Annotated in this window: 14 protein-coding genes and 1 other RNA gene; all 15 read right to left on the reverse strand. The window is 30.5% G+C overall.

The genetic code is table 11. From position 1 onward, the window contains the following. Window positions 1-589 precede the first annotated feature (589 nt). The 15 genes from rnpB to RBU61_RS11085 all read right to left on the reverse strand — a co-directional run bounded on the left by rnpB (window position 590) and on the right by RBU61_RS11085 (window position 15,471). Window positions 590-931, reverse strand: an RNA gene (rnpB, locus tag RBU61_RS11015) — RNase P RNA component class A. A gap of 119 nt (window positions 932-1,050) precedes the next feature. Continuing rightward, a complete protein-coding gene (locus RBU61_RS11020) occupies window positions 1,051-1,842 on the reverse strand; it encodes a Nif3-like dinuclear metal center hexameric protein (RefSeq protein ID WP_308875460.1) in 792 nt (263 codons plus the stop codon). Beyond that, window positions 1,832-2,527: a class I SAM-dependent methyltransferase gene (locus tag RBU61_RS11025; RefSeq protein WP_308875461.1), complete on the reverse strand. Its 696-nt coding sequence runs from the start codon at window positions 2,525-2,527 to the stop codon at window positions 1,832-1,834. The genes RBU61_RS11020 and RBU61_RS11025 overlap by 11 nt, the downstream gene beginning before the upstream one ends. Window positions 2,528-2,611: 84 nt before the next feature. Continuing rightward, window positions 2,612-3,769, reverse strand: coding sequence for an RNA polymerase sigma factor RpoD (rpoD, locus tag RBU61_RS11030; RefSeq protein ID WP_374212443.1), 1,158 nt, complete (start codon window positions 3,767-3,769; stop codon window positions 2,612-2,614). 5 nt (window positions 3,770-3,774) lie between these two features. Then, window positions 3,775-5,625, reverse strand: coding sequence for a DNA primase (gene dnaG, locus RBU61_RS11035; protein WP_308875462.1), 1,851 nt, complete (start codon window positions 5,623-5,625; stop codon window positions 3,775-3,777). A gap of 96 nt (window positions 5,626-5,721) precedes the next feature. Continuing rightward, window positions 5,722-6,738, reverse strand: coding sequence for a deoxyguanosinetriphosphate triphosphohydrolase (locus RBU61_RS11040; RefSeq protein ID WP_308875463.1), 1,017 nt, complete (start codon window positions 6,736-6,738; stop codon window positions 5,722-5,724). 124 nt (window positions 6,739-6,862) lie between these two features. Beyond that, entirely contained in the window at window positions 6,863-7,690 is an 828-nt protein-coding gene (locus tag RBU61_RS11045; RefSeq protein ID WP_308875464.1) for a pyruvate, water dikinase regulatory protein, read from the reverse strand. Between the two features lie 12 nt (window positions 7,691-7,702). Further along, the gene (locus RBU61_RS11050; RefSeq protein ID WP_308875465.1) at window positions 7,703-8,341 is read right to left on the reverse strand and encodes a helix-turn-helix transcriptional regulator; all 639 of its coding nucleotides are present in this window, start codon (window positions 8,339-8,341) and stop codon (window positions 7,703-7,705) included. Window positions 8,342-8,378: 37 nt separating this feature from the next. Continuing rightward, the gene (gene glyS, locus RBU61_RS11055; RefSeq protein ID WP_308875466.1) at window positions 8,379-10,457 is read right to left on the reverse strand and encodes a glycine--tRNA ligase subunit beta; all 2,079 of its coding nucleotides are present in this window, start codon (window positions 10,455-10,457) and stop codon (window positions 8,379-8,381) included. After that, a complete protein-coding gene (gene glyQ / locus RBU61_RS11060) occupies window positions 10,450-11,337 on the reverse strand; it encodes a glycine--tRNA ligase subunit alpha (protein WP_308875467.1) in 888 nt (295 codons plus the stop codon). The genes glyS and glyQ overlap by 8 nt, the downstream gene beginning before the upstream one ends. Before the next feature lie 286 nt (window positions 11,338-11,623). Further along, window positions 11,624-12,376: a DNA repair protein RecO gene (recO, locus tag RBU61_RS11065; RefSeq protein ID WP_308875468.1), complete on the reverse strand. Its 753-nt coding sequence runs from the start codon at window positions 12,374-12,376 to the stop codon at window positions 11,624-11,626. 12 nt (window positions 12,377-12,388) lie between these two features. Further along, window positions 12,389-13,273, reverse strand: coding sequence for a GTPase Era (gene era / locus RBU61_RS11070; protein WP_308875469.1), 885 nt, complete (start codon window positions 13,271-13,273; stop codon window positions 12,389-12,391). Beyond that, window positions 13,266-13,685: a cytidine deaminase gene (locus RBU61_RS11075; protein ID WP_308875470.1), complete on the reverse strand. Its 420-nt coding sequence runs from the start codon at window positions 13,683-13,685 to the stop codon at window positions 13,266-13,268. The genes era and RBU61_RS11075 overlap by 8 nt, the downstream gene beginning before the upstream one ends. 29 nt (window positions 13,686-13,714) lie before the next feature. Further along, window positions 13,715-14,755: a DUF3048 domain-containing protein gene (locus RBU61_RS11080; RefSeq protein ID WP_308875471.1), complete on the reverse strand. Its 1,041-nt coding sequence runs from the start codon at window positions 14,753-14,755 to the stop codon at window positions 13,715-13,717. Between the two features lie 11 nt (window positions 14,756-14,766). Next, a complete protein-coding gene (locus RBU61_RS11085) occupies window positions 14,767-15,471 on the reverse strand; it encodes a diacylglycerol kinase (protein ID WP_308875472.1) in 705 nt (234 codons plus the stop codon). Between the last annotated feature and the right edge of the window lie 2 nt (window positions 15,472-15,473).

Below are 15,473 nucleotides of genomic sequence, written 5' to 3' on the forward strand. Positions count from 1 at the left end.
GTTCTACGTCATCATATATAGATATTTTACAAATTTTTACAGATAATCATTTATTTCTATTAAATTTAATTTATTTATAAAAATCTTTATTGGTCTATATTTATATATTAAAGCACTCCTGTATAAAAACTTAAATTTTATTATTTTCGGATATATATACTAACTTGTTTTATTCGGTCGAAAATAATGTCCCTATAGATGTCGGTAAATAGGGTAAATCTAATATTGTAAGTATAATATTTATTAAATCTTACTATTATATATTATATATTTTATTAGGGTTTAAGATCAAATATATATGATTAAAGAATATATTCTCTAATGTCAAATAATAAATCATTTAGTACCTAATATATTTAATATATCTGATATTAACTCCTAGTAAATTATAATAAATAATATATTAGATGTATTAAATATATTATATGATTTAAATATTGAAGTACCCTCAAAAATTAGACAATAATTTTAGCTTTTAGGCTATATATGGTCTAATAAAGTAAACACAAGGATAAGAGGAAAACATGAGTGGGTAGTATTTCATAAATAGCAAAAAACACCTGACTAAAATCAAGTGTTTTATATGTATTGTATGAGTAAGTCTATAAGCCGTGTTCTGTTTAAATGGTCATCTATCTAAGACCTATCGTTACCAATAGGTTCATGCGACCTACCTCTGGAACGGCAGCGGGCAACCGCCTTCTTATGTTCCCTTTTGGTCTTGCTCCAGATGGGGTTTACATAGCCATTTAGTCACCTAAATGCTGGTGAGCTCTTACCTCGCCTTTCCACCCTTACCTAGTAAATCTAGGCGGTATCTCTCTGTTGCACTATCCTTAGGGTCACCCCCACTGGACGTTATCCAGCATCCTGCCCTATGGAGCACGGACTTTCCTCATGTGTTTCCACACGCGACCACTCAACTTACTCATAATCTAGATATATAATATAACATAAATCGTCAAAATATGCAAAGGATATATTTTCTATGATTTACATAATCTCTCTTTCTTATCTTTATCTTATCCTTAAAATCATTAAATATTCAATTTAATATACTTTATAAAATGGACTTGGATTATCATATACCTCTATATATAAACTATTTTTTCTTTTCATCTCTAAATACTCTTTTATAGCCGGCAATATAACCTTTTCTGTATGATAATGGCCTGCATCTATTATGGTTAGACCTAGTTCATCACCTATTTGAGCTTCGTGATATTTTATATCTCCTGTTATATAAATATCTGCATTTTCTTTATATACATCATATATAAACTCAGCACCACTACCACCGCAGACTGCAACTCTTTTTATAGTTCTTTCTTGATTTCCATATACTATTAGATTTTCAGTCTCCAACTTTTCTTTTATAACCTTTATATAATCCATTAATTTTATTTCTTCTATATTTCCTATTCTCCCATATCCAGAGGGCTTTTCGAAACTTAAATTTGTTAAATGCAAGGGCTTAGCATCTTTTAGTTCAAGAATCTTTCCTAGTTGGTGATTCACTCCCCCTTCAGCTCTATCTAAGTTTGTATGGGCATTATATACCACTATTTCATTTTTAATTAAATTATATATAAGCTTCTCCTTATGATTTAACGTAGTTATCCTGTTCATAGGCTTAAATATAATAGGGTGATGGGTTATTATCATATGGAAGTTTTCTTCTACTGCCTTTTCATAAACCTTTTCACTTAAGTCCAAGGCAACTAATATTCTACTTACTTCTTTACTGTCATCACCTATTTGAAAACCAGTATTATCCCAGTGATCAATTAATTCAGGCGATGCCCAAGCATTCATCAAGTTGATTATTTCTTTAGCTTCCAATTTCCTTTAGCACCCCCTCATATTCTTCTAAGGAATTCTTTAGCTCTAAATATCTTTCCTGGGATTTTTCTGAATTTATACCCTTTATTTCTTCCATTATTTTTTTAGTTGCTGCTATCTTTTCTTCTATAAATTCTTTCAATAAAGGATGTTTTTCTTTAATTAATAATTGACTAATTTCATAATATATTTCTCTTTCTACAAAGGATAATCCCTTTCTTGCATGGATTATTTCATAGTACTTATTTTCTTCCTTTACTAAATCTTCTTCTATAATTTCAAATTTATTTTCTATTAAATATTGTCTTAGCTCCTTTGAAGCCACCATGGGCTGTAATATAAAGTCAACTATGGAATCTGACACTTTCTTATCTTTCTCGAGTATATCTCGAATTAATAACCCACCCATACCTGCAATAATTACTGTATCTATTTCATAAGGTTTTATGACTTGTAGCCCATCACCTAGTCTAGTATCTACCTTATGTTCTATTTCTAATTCTTTTATATAATCTATTATTTTTTCCAAAGATCCCTTTGATATATCTGTACCTATTATCTTTTTAGAAATATTATTTTGAATCAAATATGCTGGTATATATCCATGGTCTGTACCTATATCTGCTACTATTGAGTTATTAGGTACAAGGTTTGCTATGGCTTGTAATCTTTGCGATAATTTCATTGTTTCCTTCCTTTCTAAGTTGTAGATATAGTCACCACTACAATTATATTGAATATAATAAAGATTCGCCTTAGGCGAACCTTTTTATTCTAAGAAATCCTTTAATTTTTTAGATCTGCTTGGGTGACGTAACTTTCTTAGAGCCTTAGCTTCTATTTGTCTAATTCTCTCCCTTGTAACTTCAAACTCTTTACCTACTTCCTCTAAAGTTCTTGCTCTACCATCATCTAATCCAAATCTAAGCCTTAGAACTTTTTGTTCTCTAGGGGTTAAAGTATCTAATACGTCTATTAATTGTTCTCTTAACATAGTAAATGTAGCTGCCTCTGCCGGTGCTAGAACTTCATCATCAGGGATAAAATCTCCTAGGTGGCTATCTTCTTCTTCACCAATTGGAGTCTCCAATGAAACTGGTTCTTGGGCTATTTTCATTATTTCTCTAACTCTCTCAACTTCCATACCCATTTCCTTACCTATTTCTTCTGGGCTAGGATCTCTTCCTAACTCTTGAACTAGTTGTCTTTGCACCCTAACTAATTTATTTATTGTTTCAACCATATGAACTGGAATTCTTATGGTTCTAGCTTGGTCAGCTATGGCCCTTGTAATTGCTTGACGTATCCACCATGTAGCATAAGTACTAAACTTAAATCCTTTTTCGTAGTCGAATTTTTCTACTGCCTTCATCAGTCCTAAATTTCCTTCTTGGATTAAATCTAAGAAAAGCATACCTCTACCTACATATCTTTTAGCAATACTTACCACTAATCTAAGGTTAGCCTCTGCAAGTTTCTTTTTGGCTTCTTCGTCTCCATCTTGCATTCTCTTGGCTAGTTTAATTTCCTCATCTCCAGTTAGTAGTGGTATTTTTCCTATTTCTTTTAAATACATTCTAACAGGATCGTCTACATTTATTCCCTTAGGAACTGATAAGTCTTCCTTTACATCTGTATCTTCCAAATCTTCTTTATCTATATTATCCTCTAAGTCATCATCCACATCGTCTTTTTCCAATAATAGTTCTTCTTCCTTATCCCCAACTACTTCGATACCCATGCCTTCTAGATTTTGATATATCTCATCTATTTGCTCCGCATCTATATTAATATCTTCTAATACTTCTATTAATTCACTATATGTTAGCATTCCTTCTTTCTTTCCCTTGGCAATTAATTTTTTAACTGCCTCCATCTTAGCCACATTTATCTTTGCTTTATCTTTATCCTTATTTTGTTGATCCAACTGCCTTACCTCCCATCCTCATGTCTCATGAGGTTTAGTTCTTTGTTTAACTTAGTTAGCTCCATACATAGTAGAAGAAATTCTTCTTTCTCACTGGAATTCATCTCTGATTTATTTTCCAATTTTTCTATTTCTTCTTTCACTTCATTTCTCTTATCTCTTAATTTATTTACCTTAATTGTATTAATCAAATCTTTTATCATTTGCTCCACATCTTCTGGTGAAAATTTTATTCTTTTTTCAAATACTAAGTGGAGTAATTCTTCACTTATATTAGGTATCTCCTTTGACATTTTATATAGTAAATCTTCATTTAAAGTTTCATTTTCATTATATAAATCAATTATTATTTCAAGGATTTTCTTACACTCTATATTTGTGTATTCATCCAAAGAAATCTCATTAATTATCATATCAAAATAAATCTTATCAAAAATCATTAGTTTTATTAAATCAATTTCAGCTGTAAGACTAGCTGAAGGTAATATAATTTTAACTGGAGCTATATTCTCCCTTTTATATTTATCATCAACTTTAGGCTTTTCTCTAAAGTTGCTATTTCCTACGTGCTTTATAGTATTACCAAATACTTCCTTTTCTATTGCTTCTTTTGATATATTCATTTCTTTGGAAATTTTTTTTATATAAACATCCTTTTCTATAGGAGATTTTAGTCTTTTTATTATCTTTGCAATTTCAATTGTAAATTTTATTTTTCCTTCTGCTTCTTCTATATTATATTTTCTCTTATTAATATAAATTCTATAATCTATATGATTGAATGATTCATTTATTATTTTTTCAAATTCATTTATTGAATTTTCTTTTAAAAAATCATCTGGATCTTTATATTTTCCAAGACTTATTATCTTAGGGTCAATTCCTTCCTTCAATAAAACTTCTATGGCTCTATTAGTAGCATTTGTTCCTGCTTGATCTGAATCATAACAAATGTATACATTCTCTCCATATCTTTTCAATAATTTTGCTTGTCTATCAGTTAAAGCTGTTCCTAAACTGGCTACGGCGTAATCTATACCTTTGCTAAATAGCGTAATTACATCCATATATCCTTCTACTAATATTATTCTTTTTTTATCGGAAAACTTATTTACTAAATTTAGTCCGTAGAGATGTTCTCCTTTATTAAATACAGGAGTTTCTTGAGAATTTAAATATTTAGGCATGGAATTATCTAAGACCCTTCCACCAAAACCAATTACCCTACCTCTAGTATCGATTATGGGGAACATAATTCTATTTCGAAATTTATCATAATATCCATCATTATTTGATTTTTTACCTATTAATCCTAATTTTTCAATATCTGGTTCTTTATATCCCCTAAACTTAAGATATTTATATAAATCATCCCATTTATTTAAGGAATATCCTAAACCAAACTGCTTTATAATTTTATTGTTTATTTTTCTATTATATAAATAATTTAACCCTACTTCAGTTTTAGTTAAATTACCAAAGAAAAACCTTGCAGTTTCCTTATTAATTTCATATGCTTTGTTTTTTTCATCTATTACTTTTTGATTTTTGGAACTTGTTTCCTCTATGGCAATACCTAGCTTATTGGCTAAAAATTTAACTGCCTCTGGAAATTCTAGATTTTCTACTTTCATTATAAAAGATAAAGCATCCCCACCTTCTCCGCAGCCGAAGCAGTGGAAAAATTGCTTTGTATCTGATACTGAAAATGAAGGAGTTTTTTCATTATGAAAAGGACATAATCCCACATAGTTCCCACCTGTTCTTTTCAGCTGAACATATTCTGAAATAATATTAACTATATCAGAAGACTCACGTACCTTTTCAATTGTTTCATCATTTATATAACTTGTCATATTATCACCTAAATACCTCACCTACCATTATCTTTTCTAATGATTTTACCTCATAAGAATATATTCGACATAAAGTTTAAAAATCCTTCTTTTTTTTTAATATTTTTGCCATGGCTTAGGTAAAAATATATTATTAAATAAATTTACTACATATCTATCTGTTGTTCCTGCTATATAATCACATATAATATCCTCTATATCACAATCTATATTCTTATAAATTTTTAAATGTTCTTGTGGTAGTGCATCTATATTTTTAAAATAATATTTATATAACTGTTCTATAACATATTCTGCTTTATATTCTTCAGACTTTGCATTATTGTTAAGATATACATTTTGGAACATATAATCTCTCAAGGCATTTGTTGCCTCTCCTACATCGTCACTCATCTTTATAACATCTTTTTCTATACTATTCTTAATTATATCTAAAATCATGGTATTTATTCTTTCACCGTGACTTTTTCCCAAAATTTCTACAGAATTCTTTGGTAAACTCTCTCTTTTAATGACTCCTGCTCTTATGGCATCGTCTATATCGTGATTAATATAAGCTATTCTATCTGAATATTTGACTAATTGTCCCTCTAAAGTATTGGAGGTTTTTTTGCCAGAATGATTTATTATGCCTTCTCTTACTTCATAAGTTAGATTTAGTCCTATTTTATCATCCTTACGTTCTAAAAAATCTACTACTCGTATGGATTGCTCATTATGATTGAAGCCCCTAGGATGTAGTTCATTTAATACCCTTTCTCCTGTATGTCCAAAGGGTGTATGTCCTAAATCATGGCCTAGTGATATGGCTTCTACCAGGTCTTCATTTAATCTCAAGGCTCTTGCTAAAGTCCTTCCTATTTGTGCCACCTCAAGAGTATGGGTTAGTCTTGTTCTAAAGTGATCTCCCTCTGGTGCTATAAATACTTGTGTCTTATGTTTTAACCTGCGAAAAGATTTAGAGTGGATTATTCTATCCCTATCTCTTTGAAAGTCCGTTCGCATAGTACATTTTTCTTCAAAACTTTTTCTTCCCTTTGAGTTTTGGCTAAGCATGGCATATTGAGATAAATTATTTTTTTCTGCCTTTTCTATCCTTAATCTTATATTCATTATTTACCCCTCTAATACATCATTTATCTATAATATATATATACAACATAAGTTTCAATAATCCTTCTTTTTATATAAAATAAATTTTATTTTTAAATAAAATAGAAGTGTTTTTAAAACACTTCTATTGGAATATCTTATCTCCAAAGTTTTTCTTCATATATTCTATCACAAAACCTGCTGTTTCTTCAATAGCTTTATAGGATACATCTATTACCATACAACCAAGTTTATCCATTATTTCCCTAGAATATTCTAATTCTAAATTAATTCTATCTATATTGGCATAATTTGCATTGTCCCCTAGCCCTAATGATTTTAATCTTTCCTGCCTAATTTCATTTAGTTTGGCTGAATTTGCAATAAGTCCAATGATCCTTTTATTATCTTTTTGAAATAATTCATTTGGAGCTGGTACCTCTGGAACTAAAGGTACATTTGCTACCTTAAAGTTCTTATGTGCTAGATACATACTTAAAGGCGTTTTAGATGTTCTAGATATACCCACCAATACAATATCTGATTTCTTTATTCCCCTTGGGTCTTTCCCATCATCATATTTTACAGCAAACTCAACAGCTTCAACTTTTCTAAAGTAATTTTCATCTAATCTTCTAATTAATCCTGATTCACGCTTTGGCTGGTACTCAAGAATGGATTCAATTGCATTTAAAGTTGGAGTCATTAAGTCTACTGTTGGAATATTAAACTCCTGTCCCTTAAGTTTTATAAAGCTTTTTAACTCCTCTATTACTATTGTATAGACTATAACACTAGGTTCATTTTTAGCTTCCTCGAATATTTCCATTATCTGATCTTCTGCTGTAATAAAGGGGAATCTTCTAACTTCATATCTTCCTGAGTTAAATTGACTTAAAGCTGCACGTGCTAATAATTCCCCCGTTTCCCCTATGGAGTCTGACAGTACGTAAATTGTTAAGCTTTTGTCCATAATTATGCCCCCTTAATCATTATTACCTAATTCTACGAATAGCCTTGTTATTGTTGTTTTTGTTATTCTACCTAATACTTTATAACCTTTTGCTTCTACATTTTCTTCTATTACAGGCAAACTATCTATTTCATGATCTATTAACTTAATTGCTGCGTCTAAAACACTATCTTCTGGCTCAACATAAACTATATTAGGCATTCTTGTCATTATCATACCAATGGGCATTTTATTTAAATCAATACCACCTATGGCATTTCTTAAGAAATCTTTCCTTGATACTACACCTGACAACAAGCCTTTAGATGTAACATAAATAGAACCTACATCTTCTATAAACATCAGTACTATGGCATCATAGATGCTAATGGTTTCATCCACTATTACTGGCATGGATTTTATATCCGAAACTTTTATACTCTTTATCTTTTCTGAAATATAAGAAAGACTAGTTTTTCCCGTATAAAAATATCCTACCTTTGGCCTTGCATCCAGTATCCCAGACATGGTCAAAATAGCCAAATCTGGTCTTAAAGTTGATCTTGTAAGTTTTAACATACTAGCAATAGCCTCAGACGTAATAGGCTGATTTTCTTTAACTATGTCAATTATCTTTTCTTGTCTTTCACTTAATTGAATAATAGTATCCACCCCCAATATTTTTATTGTCTAAAAATATAAGTAAGGGTTATTTATTTACTATCTTTGATAAGTCACAAATTTGAACCATTGTATCGTATATTTTCTTTAATAATCCTAACCTATTATTTCTTAACTTTTCATCATCTACCATTACCATTACTCTTTCAAAAAAATTATCTATAGGCTCTTTTAATACTACTAATTGATCTAGTGCCTTATCATATTCTTTTTTAAGAAGTAAATTATTTACCTTTTCCTCTACATTATTAAATTTCTCATATAATTCGATTTCATCTTCTGTAAGTAAATTTCTCTGTACTTCATCTGAAATCGCCTTTTCAGCTAAATTCGATACTCTGTTAAATGCAGATAGTATTTCTGATAGTCCTTCTTTCTTCAACCACTCATTTAATTTATTGGCTCTTATTTTCATATCATAGACATCATCTATATTTGTTCCAATTACTGCATCTACAATATCATATCTAATACCAATATCTATAAACATATTTCTTATTCTTCCATTTAAAAATTCAATTATCTCTTGCTTCACCTTTTCATAATCAAAAGCCAATCCATTTATATCTACATAGAAATAAAGGGCTGTTTCCACTAATTCATTAATAGATATATTTAACTTTTTATCTAATATTATATTTATAATCCCAAGGGCTTGACGTCTTAATCCAAATGGATCCTGAGAACCTGTTGGATGAATTCCTATGGCAAATAATCCAGCTATAGTATCTACTTTATCTGCAATGCTTAAAATCGCACCTGCTGTAGTAGTTGGAAGTTCATCCCCTGCAAATCTAGGTAAATATTGTTCAAATATAGCTAAGCTAACTATTTCATTTTCTTCTGAGGTCTTAGCATATTCCATACCCATTTTACCTTGAAGCTCTGTAAACTCAGTTACCATCTTTGTAACTAGATCTGCCTTAGATAAATATCCCGCTCTTTCTATATTCTTTTCTGTTTCTTCTCCTACTTCTAAGTATTCTCCTACTTTTACACCTAAGCTTTGAATTCTCTTAGTCTTATCATACAATGTCCCTAATTTATCCTGGAAGGTTATTTTCTTAAGCTCCTCTACATAGGATTCTAACGGACTTTTAATATCCTCCATATAGAAAAACTTAGCATCTTCTAATCTAGCACCAAGCACCTTTTCATTTCCTTTTACAACTGTTTCTATATATTCTTCGTTTCCATTTCTCACAGTAATGAAATAAGGTAATAATCTATTTTTATCGTCTAATACCGGAAAAAATCTTAATTGTTCCTTCATAGGAGTTATGATTACATCTTTAGGCAGAGAAAGATATTCTTCTTTTATTCTTCCTATTATAGGAGTAGGATATTCTACTATATTAGTTACTTCATCCAAAAGACTTTCATCTTGTGGTAAATTACCACCTTTTTCTTTTACCAGCTTTTCAGACCCGTATTTAATAATATCTTTTCTTTCTTCTTGGTCTAATATTACAAAGTTTTTCCTTAAAATTTCCATGTACTCATCTACGCTAGGTACTTCTATTTTTCCACTTCCTAGGAATCTATGACCCTTTGTAATATTAGATGCTATTATTCCTTCTAAGTCAAAAGAAATTATCTTATCATCTAATAAAGAAACTAACCATCTAATAGGTCTAGCAAATCTTATATTCTTTCCTCCCCATCTCATGGATTTAGGAAAATTAATCATCTTTATTATATTAGGCATATTTAAATTTAAAATTTCTTCTATGGTTTTACCAGCCTTTACTACATCTGCATAAACATATTCTACACCGTTATATTCTTCAGTATATATTGCTCCTAAGTCTATTCCTTGGCCTCTCATGAATCCTAATAATGCCTTACTTGGACTATCGTTTTCATCAAATGCTATTTTCTTTGTTGGTCCTTTTACTTTTTCTTTTAAGTCCTCTTGTTTTGCATCTAATCCTTCAACTATTAAACTTAGTCTTCTAGGAGTGCAGTAAACATTTATATTTTCATAGTTTATTCTTTCATCTTTAAATAAATTTTCAGTATTAGTTTTTAATTGTTCTAAAGCATCTCCAACTAACCTTGCTGGTAATTCTTCTACGCCTATTTCTAACAAATATTTTTTACTCATTACTATGACCCTCCTTCTTCAGTAGAGGATAATCCATTTCTTTCCTTTGTTCAATATATTTGGCTGCAACTATTCTTGCTAGACTTCTTACTCTTCCTATATAATTTGTCCTTTCAGATACAGATATGGCCCCTCTTGCATCTAATATATTAAATGTATGGGAACATTTAAGAACATAGTCATAGCTTGGCAGAACAAGCCCTTCATCTAATACCCTTTGCGCTTCCGTTTCATAGGTATTAAATAATCCTTTTAGAGTATCAATATCTGCTTTTTCAAAACTATATACAGATTGCTCATATTCAGCTTTGTTGAATATATCTCCATAAGTATAATGTTCATTCCATTTTATATCGAATATATTGTCTACATCTTGTAAATACATGGCTATTCTTTCTAGTCCATAAGTCAATTCAGCTGATTCCAATTCACAGTTGATACTTCCTACCTGCTGAAAATATGTGAATTGAGTGATCTCCATACCATCTAGCCATACTTCCCATCCCAATCCCCATGCTCCTAGGGTTGGCGCTTCCCAGTTGTCCTCTACAAATCTAATGTCATGTTTAAGAGGATCAATTCCTATGGCTTTTAAGCTATCTAAATACATTTCTTGTACATCTTCAGGAGATGGCTTAAGAATTACCTGAAGTTGATGATGCTGATAAACTCTATGTGGGTTTTCTCCATATCTAGCATCGGCAGGTCTCCTTGAAGGCTCAACATATACAACCTTCCATGGCTCTGGTCCAAGTGCCCTTAAAAAAGTGTGCGGATTCATAGTTCCCGCTCCTTTTTCCACATCATACGGTTCTAATATTACACATCCTTTATTTCCCCAATAATTTAGTAATTTCAGCATTAAATCCTGAAAATACATACAAAACCCTCCTTAGTTTAACAATTTATGAAAACAAAAAAACCTTAGCATCCCTATAGGGACGAAAGGTCTACTTCCGCGGTTCCACCCTACTTAATACTCCCAAGGGAGTATTCTCTTTATAAAGTATACTCAGAAGTGCCTTATTCAATATTAATTATATCTAGCTCACACCATCCTAGACTCGCTTAGATAATCTCTATTGTCCCTTTCTTCATCATCGTATATAGATTTTATATGATTAATAATTTAGCAAAATTTGATTTTTTTGTCAAGTCCCTGATACTTAAATATGCTCCTCATCTAAAGAATTTATCAGATTTAAGGAATTAAATTTCTGTCTATCTATATTATATAGTATATATTCTACCATAATTTCATGTAATTTATAAAGAGAATCCTTTGAAATAATAACTTTGTCTACATCCTCAAGGGGACTATATAAAAGAGAGTTCATACCTTCGTACATCTCCTTATTTATATAAATACTTGGAGAATTAAAGGCAAAACAATTACTGCAAATTATTCCACCTTCTTGTATACTAAACTTTACATTATTTGTATTAGTTCTCCCACATAATACGCATTTATTTAGATATGGTTTATATCCTAAAAATGATATGAATTTTAACTCATAGGCTGTAATAAATTTAAAATATTCCCTATCTAGTTTAGATAATATAGTTAATCCCTTTAGTAGAAGGTCAAATATTTTATGATTTTCTTGCTCATCTGGTATGGATTTATCAATTAATTCAAGGAGATAGTATCCAAAGCCTACTCTCTCTATTTTTTCCCTTATGGAATAAAAAGATTCTATTATATCAGCTTGATTTAGATAAAAAAAGTTTTTTCCTCTATGAAGTTGATATTCATTATAAGAAAAAGCTTGAGTATTAGCTATGATTTGAGATTTAGGCCTGTAGGCCCCTCTAGCCATTACACTTATCTTTCCATATTTTTTCGTATAAATACTCAATATCTTAGATGTATCTTTGTATCTAATTTCTTTTAAAACTATACCTTCTGTTCTTATCATTTCTATTCCTAATTATTTATATCCAAAGTATTTTACTTTATTTTCTCTTTCTCTCCAGTTCTTTTCTACTTTAACCCAAAGTTGGAGATTTACCTTGCTTCCTAATAGAGCTTCTATATCCATTCTTGCATTTTGTCCTATTTCCTTTAGCTTTGATCCGTGTTTACCTATTACTATGCCCTTATGGGAGTCTTTTTCACAGTATATATTAGCAAAAACATCTATTATATCCTTGTTTTCCCTTTCCTTTACTCCATCTATAGAAACATAAATTCCATGGGGAACTTCTTCTTCCAAACTAAGTAATGCCTTCTCCCTTATGATTTCAGATATGACAAATCTTTCTGGTTGATCTGTTATCATATCTTCTGGAAAATATTGAGGTCCTTCTGGTAATTTACTTTTCAATACTTCTATATATCGTTCTATATTATTATTATTTAGGGCGGATATAGGTATTATATCTTCAAACATATCCATTTTATCATATTTATCTATTAATTGTAATACTTCTTCTTCCGTTAATCTATCTGTTTTATTGATTAATAAAACCATGGGAGTAGATATTTTCTTTAAATCCTCTATGATTAAGTTATCCATAGTACCAATTTCCATACTATCATCTACCATAAATGTAACTACATCTACTTCTTCTAAGGTGCTTTTTGAAATCTTTAACATATATTCGCCTAATTTGTTTTTAGGCATCTGAATACCTGGGGTATCAAGAAAGACTATCTGACTGTTTTCCTCTGTATATACTAATTGTATTTTATTTCTTGTAGTTTGAGGCTTGTCTGATATTATAGATATTTTTTCCCCTATGACTTGATTTAACAAAGTTGATTTTCCAACGTTTGGTCTTCCTATTACAGTTACAAATCCTGATTTATACATTATTTTCACTCCTGTTTTTCGCTTCCTCTAAATCATCTGGTCCAAAACTATGTGGTAATAGTTCTTCCAATGTATATTCTCTATACTCATCTTCAGATTTTGCTATAATTATTTTAGCATCCTTGCCAAATTCCCTAATTACTTGCCTACAGATTCCACAGGGATAAGTAAAATCTGTATCTCCTACAATGGCTATTGCCTTTATATTTTTATGTCCTTCAGATATTGCTTTAAATATGGCAGTTCTCTCTGCACATAATGTAGCTGAATATGATGCTACTTCTATATTGCATCCTGTAAATATTTCATCATCTTCAGTTAATAAAGCTGCTCCAACATGAAATTTTGAATATGGCACATATGCTCTTTTTTGAACCTCTAAGGCTTTCCTTATTAATCCTTTTATATCCAATGAAATACCTCCTTTTTTATCAATTAACACTACTCTATTTCAATCTCTGTTTTTGGTTCAACAACTTGAATCCATGTTACCCCTGGATTTAAAGTTATCTCTTCTCCTTCTAAATTTGTATATATGGTTTTATCATTTCTCGATGTCTTTGCCCATCTTATATCTATTACTTTACCATTGGTTATATATTTTCCTTCTCCTGCTCCTGTCAATTGAATATCTAGCCTACCTTCATTATCTAATACTTTTGTTTTTGCTTCTTGAATTATTATATTTTTAGCTACAATAGGGGTCTCATCTGATTCATCTATATGAAATTTATCATCTTTCTTTCTAGTATAAATTTTATTTTCAGTATCGTAATTATACTCTGTAGTATTATTCTTCCTATATTTAATAATAATATTATTGGCAATATTACCTTCTATTTCCATATCATCCTCATTAAATTTAAAAGGCTTATACTCTCCGTCTAATCTATACTTTCTTTCTTCTTGCGTTGTCCTTAAAACCTCCATACTTGAGTATAGATTATGAGGCATTTTTTTATGAGATTTTCTCCAAAACACTTTATTGGAACTACTTAATCCGTCTATATCTGCTATTTTTAAAGATTTAATATCTGTTTTTGCCTGTGCACTTCCACCTACATGAACATAAACAGCATCATATTCTAAAGCAGATGTTATAAAATAGGGTCTAGCTGATCTAATAGGTCCTATAGATTCTGGATCATTTATTAAATATATACCCATATATCTAGTGTAAGGAGCCTCAACTAAAGCTTCATATACTATTTCTGCATCCTTTAATCCAGATTGCCATCTAGCACCATTATGATTATCAAACATGATTGCTACAGGTCTTCTATTTATTTTTGATTCCTCTGCATATATTCCACTCAAAGGTGAAGGTACACCTACTTTTTCTGGTTCTTCCTCCTGAATTTCTTTTGCTTCATCATCTGGCGTTTCTAATCCTATTGATTCTTCTATTTTTTCCTTTTTACATCCAGTTGACACTAAAGCTATACAAACTGCTAATAAAATAATTTTTGTCTTTAGTTTCATTTTTGTCCCCCTTATCCTATGATTTGAAATACTAAAACTCCTATTAATATTCCTAATATTCCACCTAGTATTACCTCCATGAGGCTATGTATCTTTCCTTCAATTCTGCTTTCTCCCACTAAAATAGCTAGAGAAAAAGTTAGGGTAGTAATTAACATATTTTGTGCCAGAAATGCTATTATTGTGGCTATACAAAAGGATACTGCTGAGTGACCACTTACTGTTCCCCCTTGAAAATGTGTACCATGTCCTCTATAGAATTTGGCTTTAAGCCCTATGGTTAAAAGTATAACTACTAATAATGCCCCAAAAGTAAGATGAATAGGTGATCTCCTTATTTTAAATAATAATAAATTTGTATACTCACTTAATCTATCGAAGAAAAGTAAATATCCTACTATTATAGAGTTTATAGCTGCAATCAAGACTGCACCTGCTGCCACATCCTTTACTAAACGTGCCAAGGGGTGGTAGTCCTGTGTAATTAAATCTATTACTCTTTCTAATGCCGTATTTACCATTTCAGCAACGACAACTAAAGTTATGGAAAATAATAATAAAAGAAACTCCACCCTTGAAAAGTCAAAGAAAAGACTTAAAATTATAACTCCAATGGCAATGGCATAGTGTATTTTCATATTTTTCTCAGTCTTTAGGGCTATGATAATCCCTGAAACTGCAAAATTGAAACTATCAATTATGGACTTTCTCTTCATAT

It is taken from the genome of Tissierella sp. MB52-C2 (assembly GCF_030931715.1).
In the GTDB taxonomy this organism is placed as follows: Bacteria; Bacillota; Clostridia; order Tissierellales; family Tissierellaceae; genus Tissierella.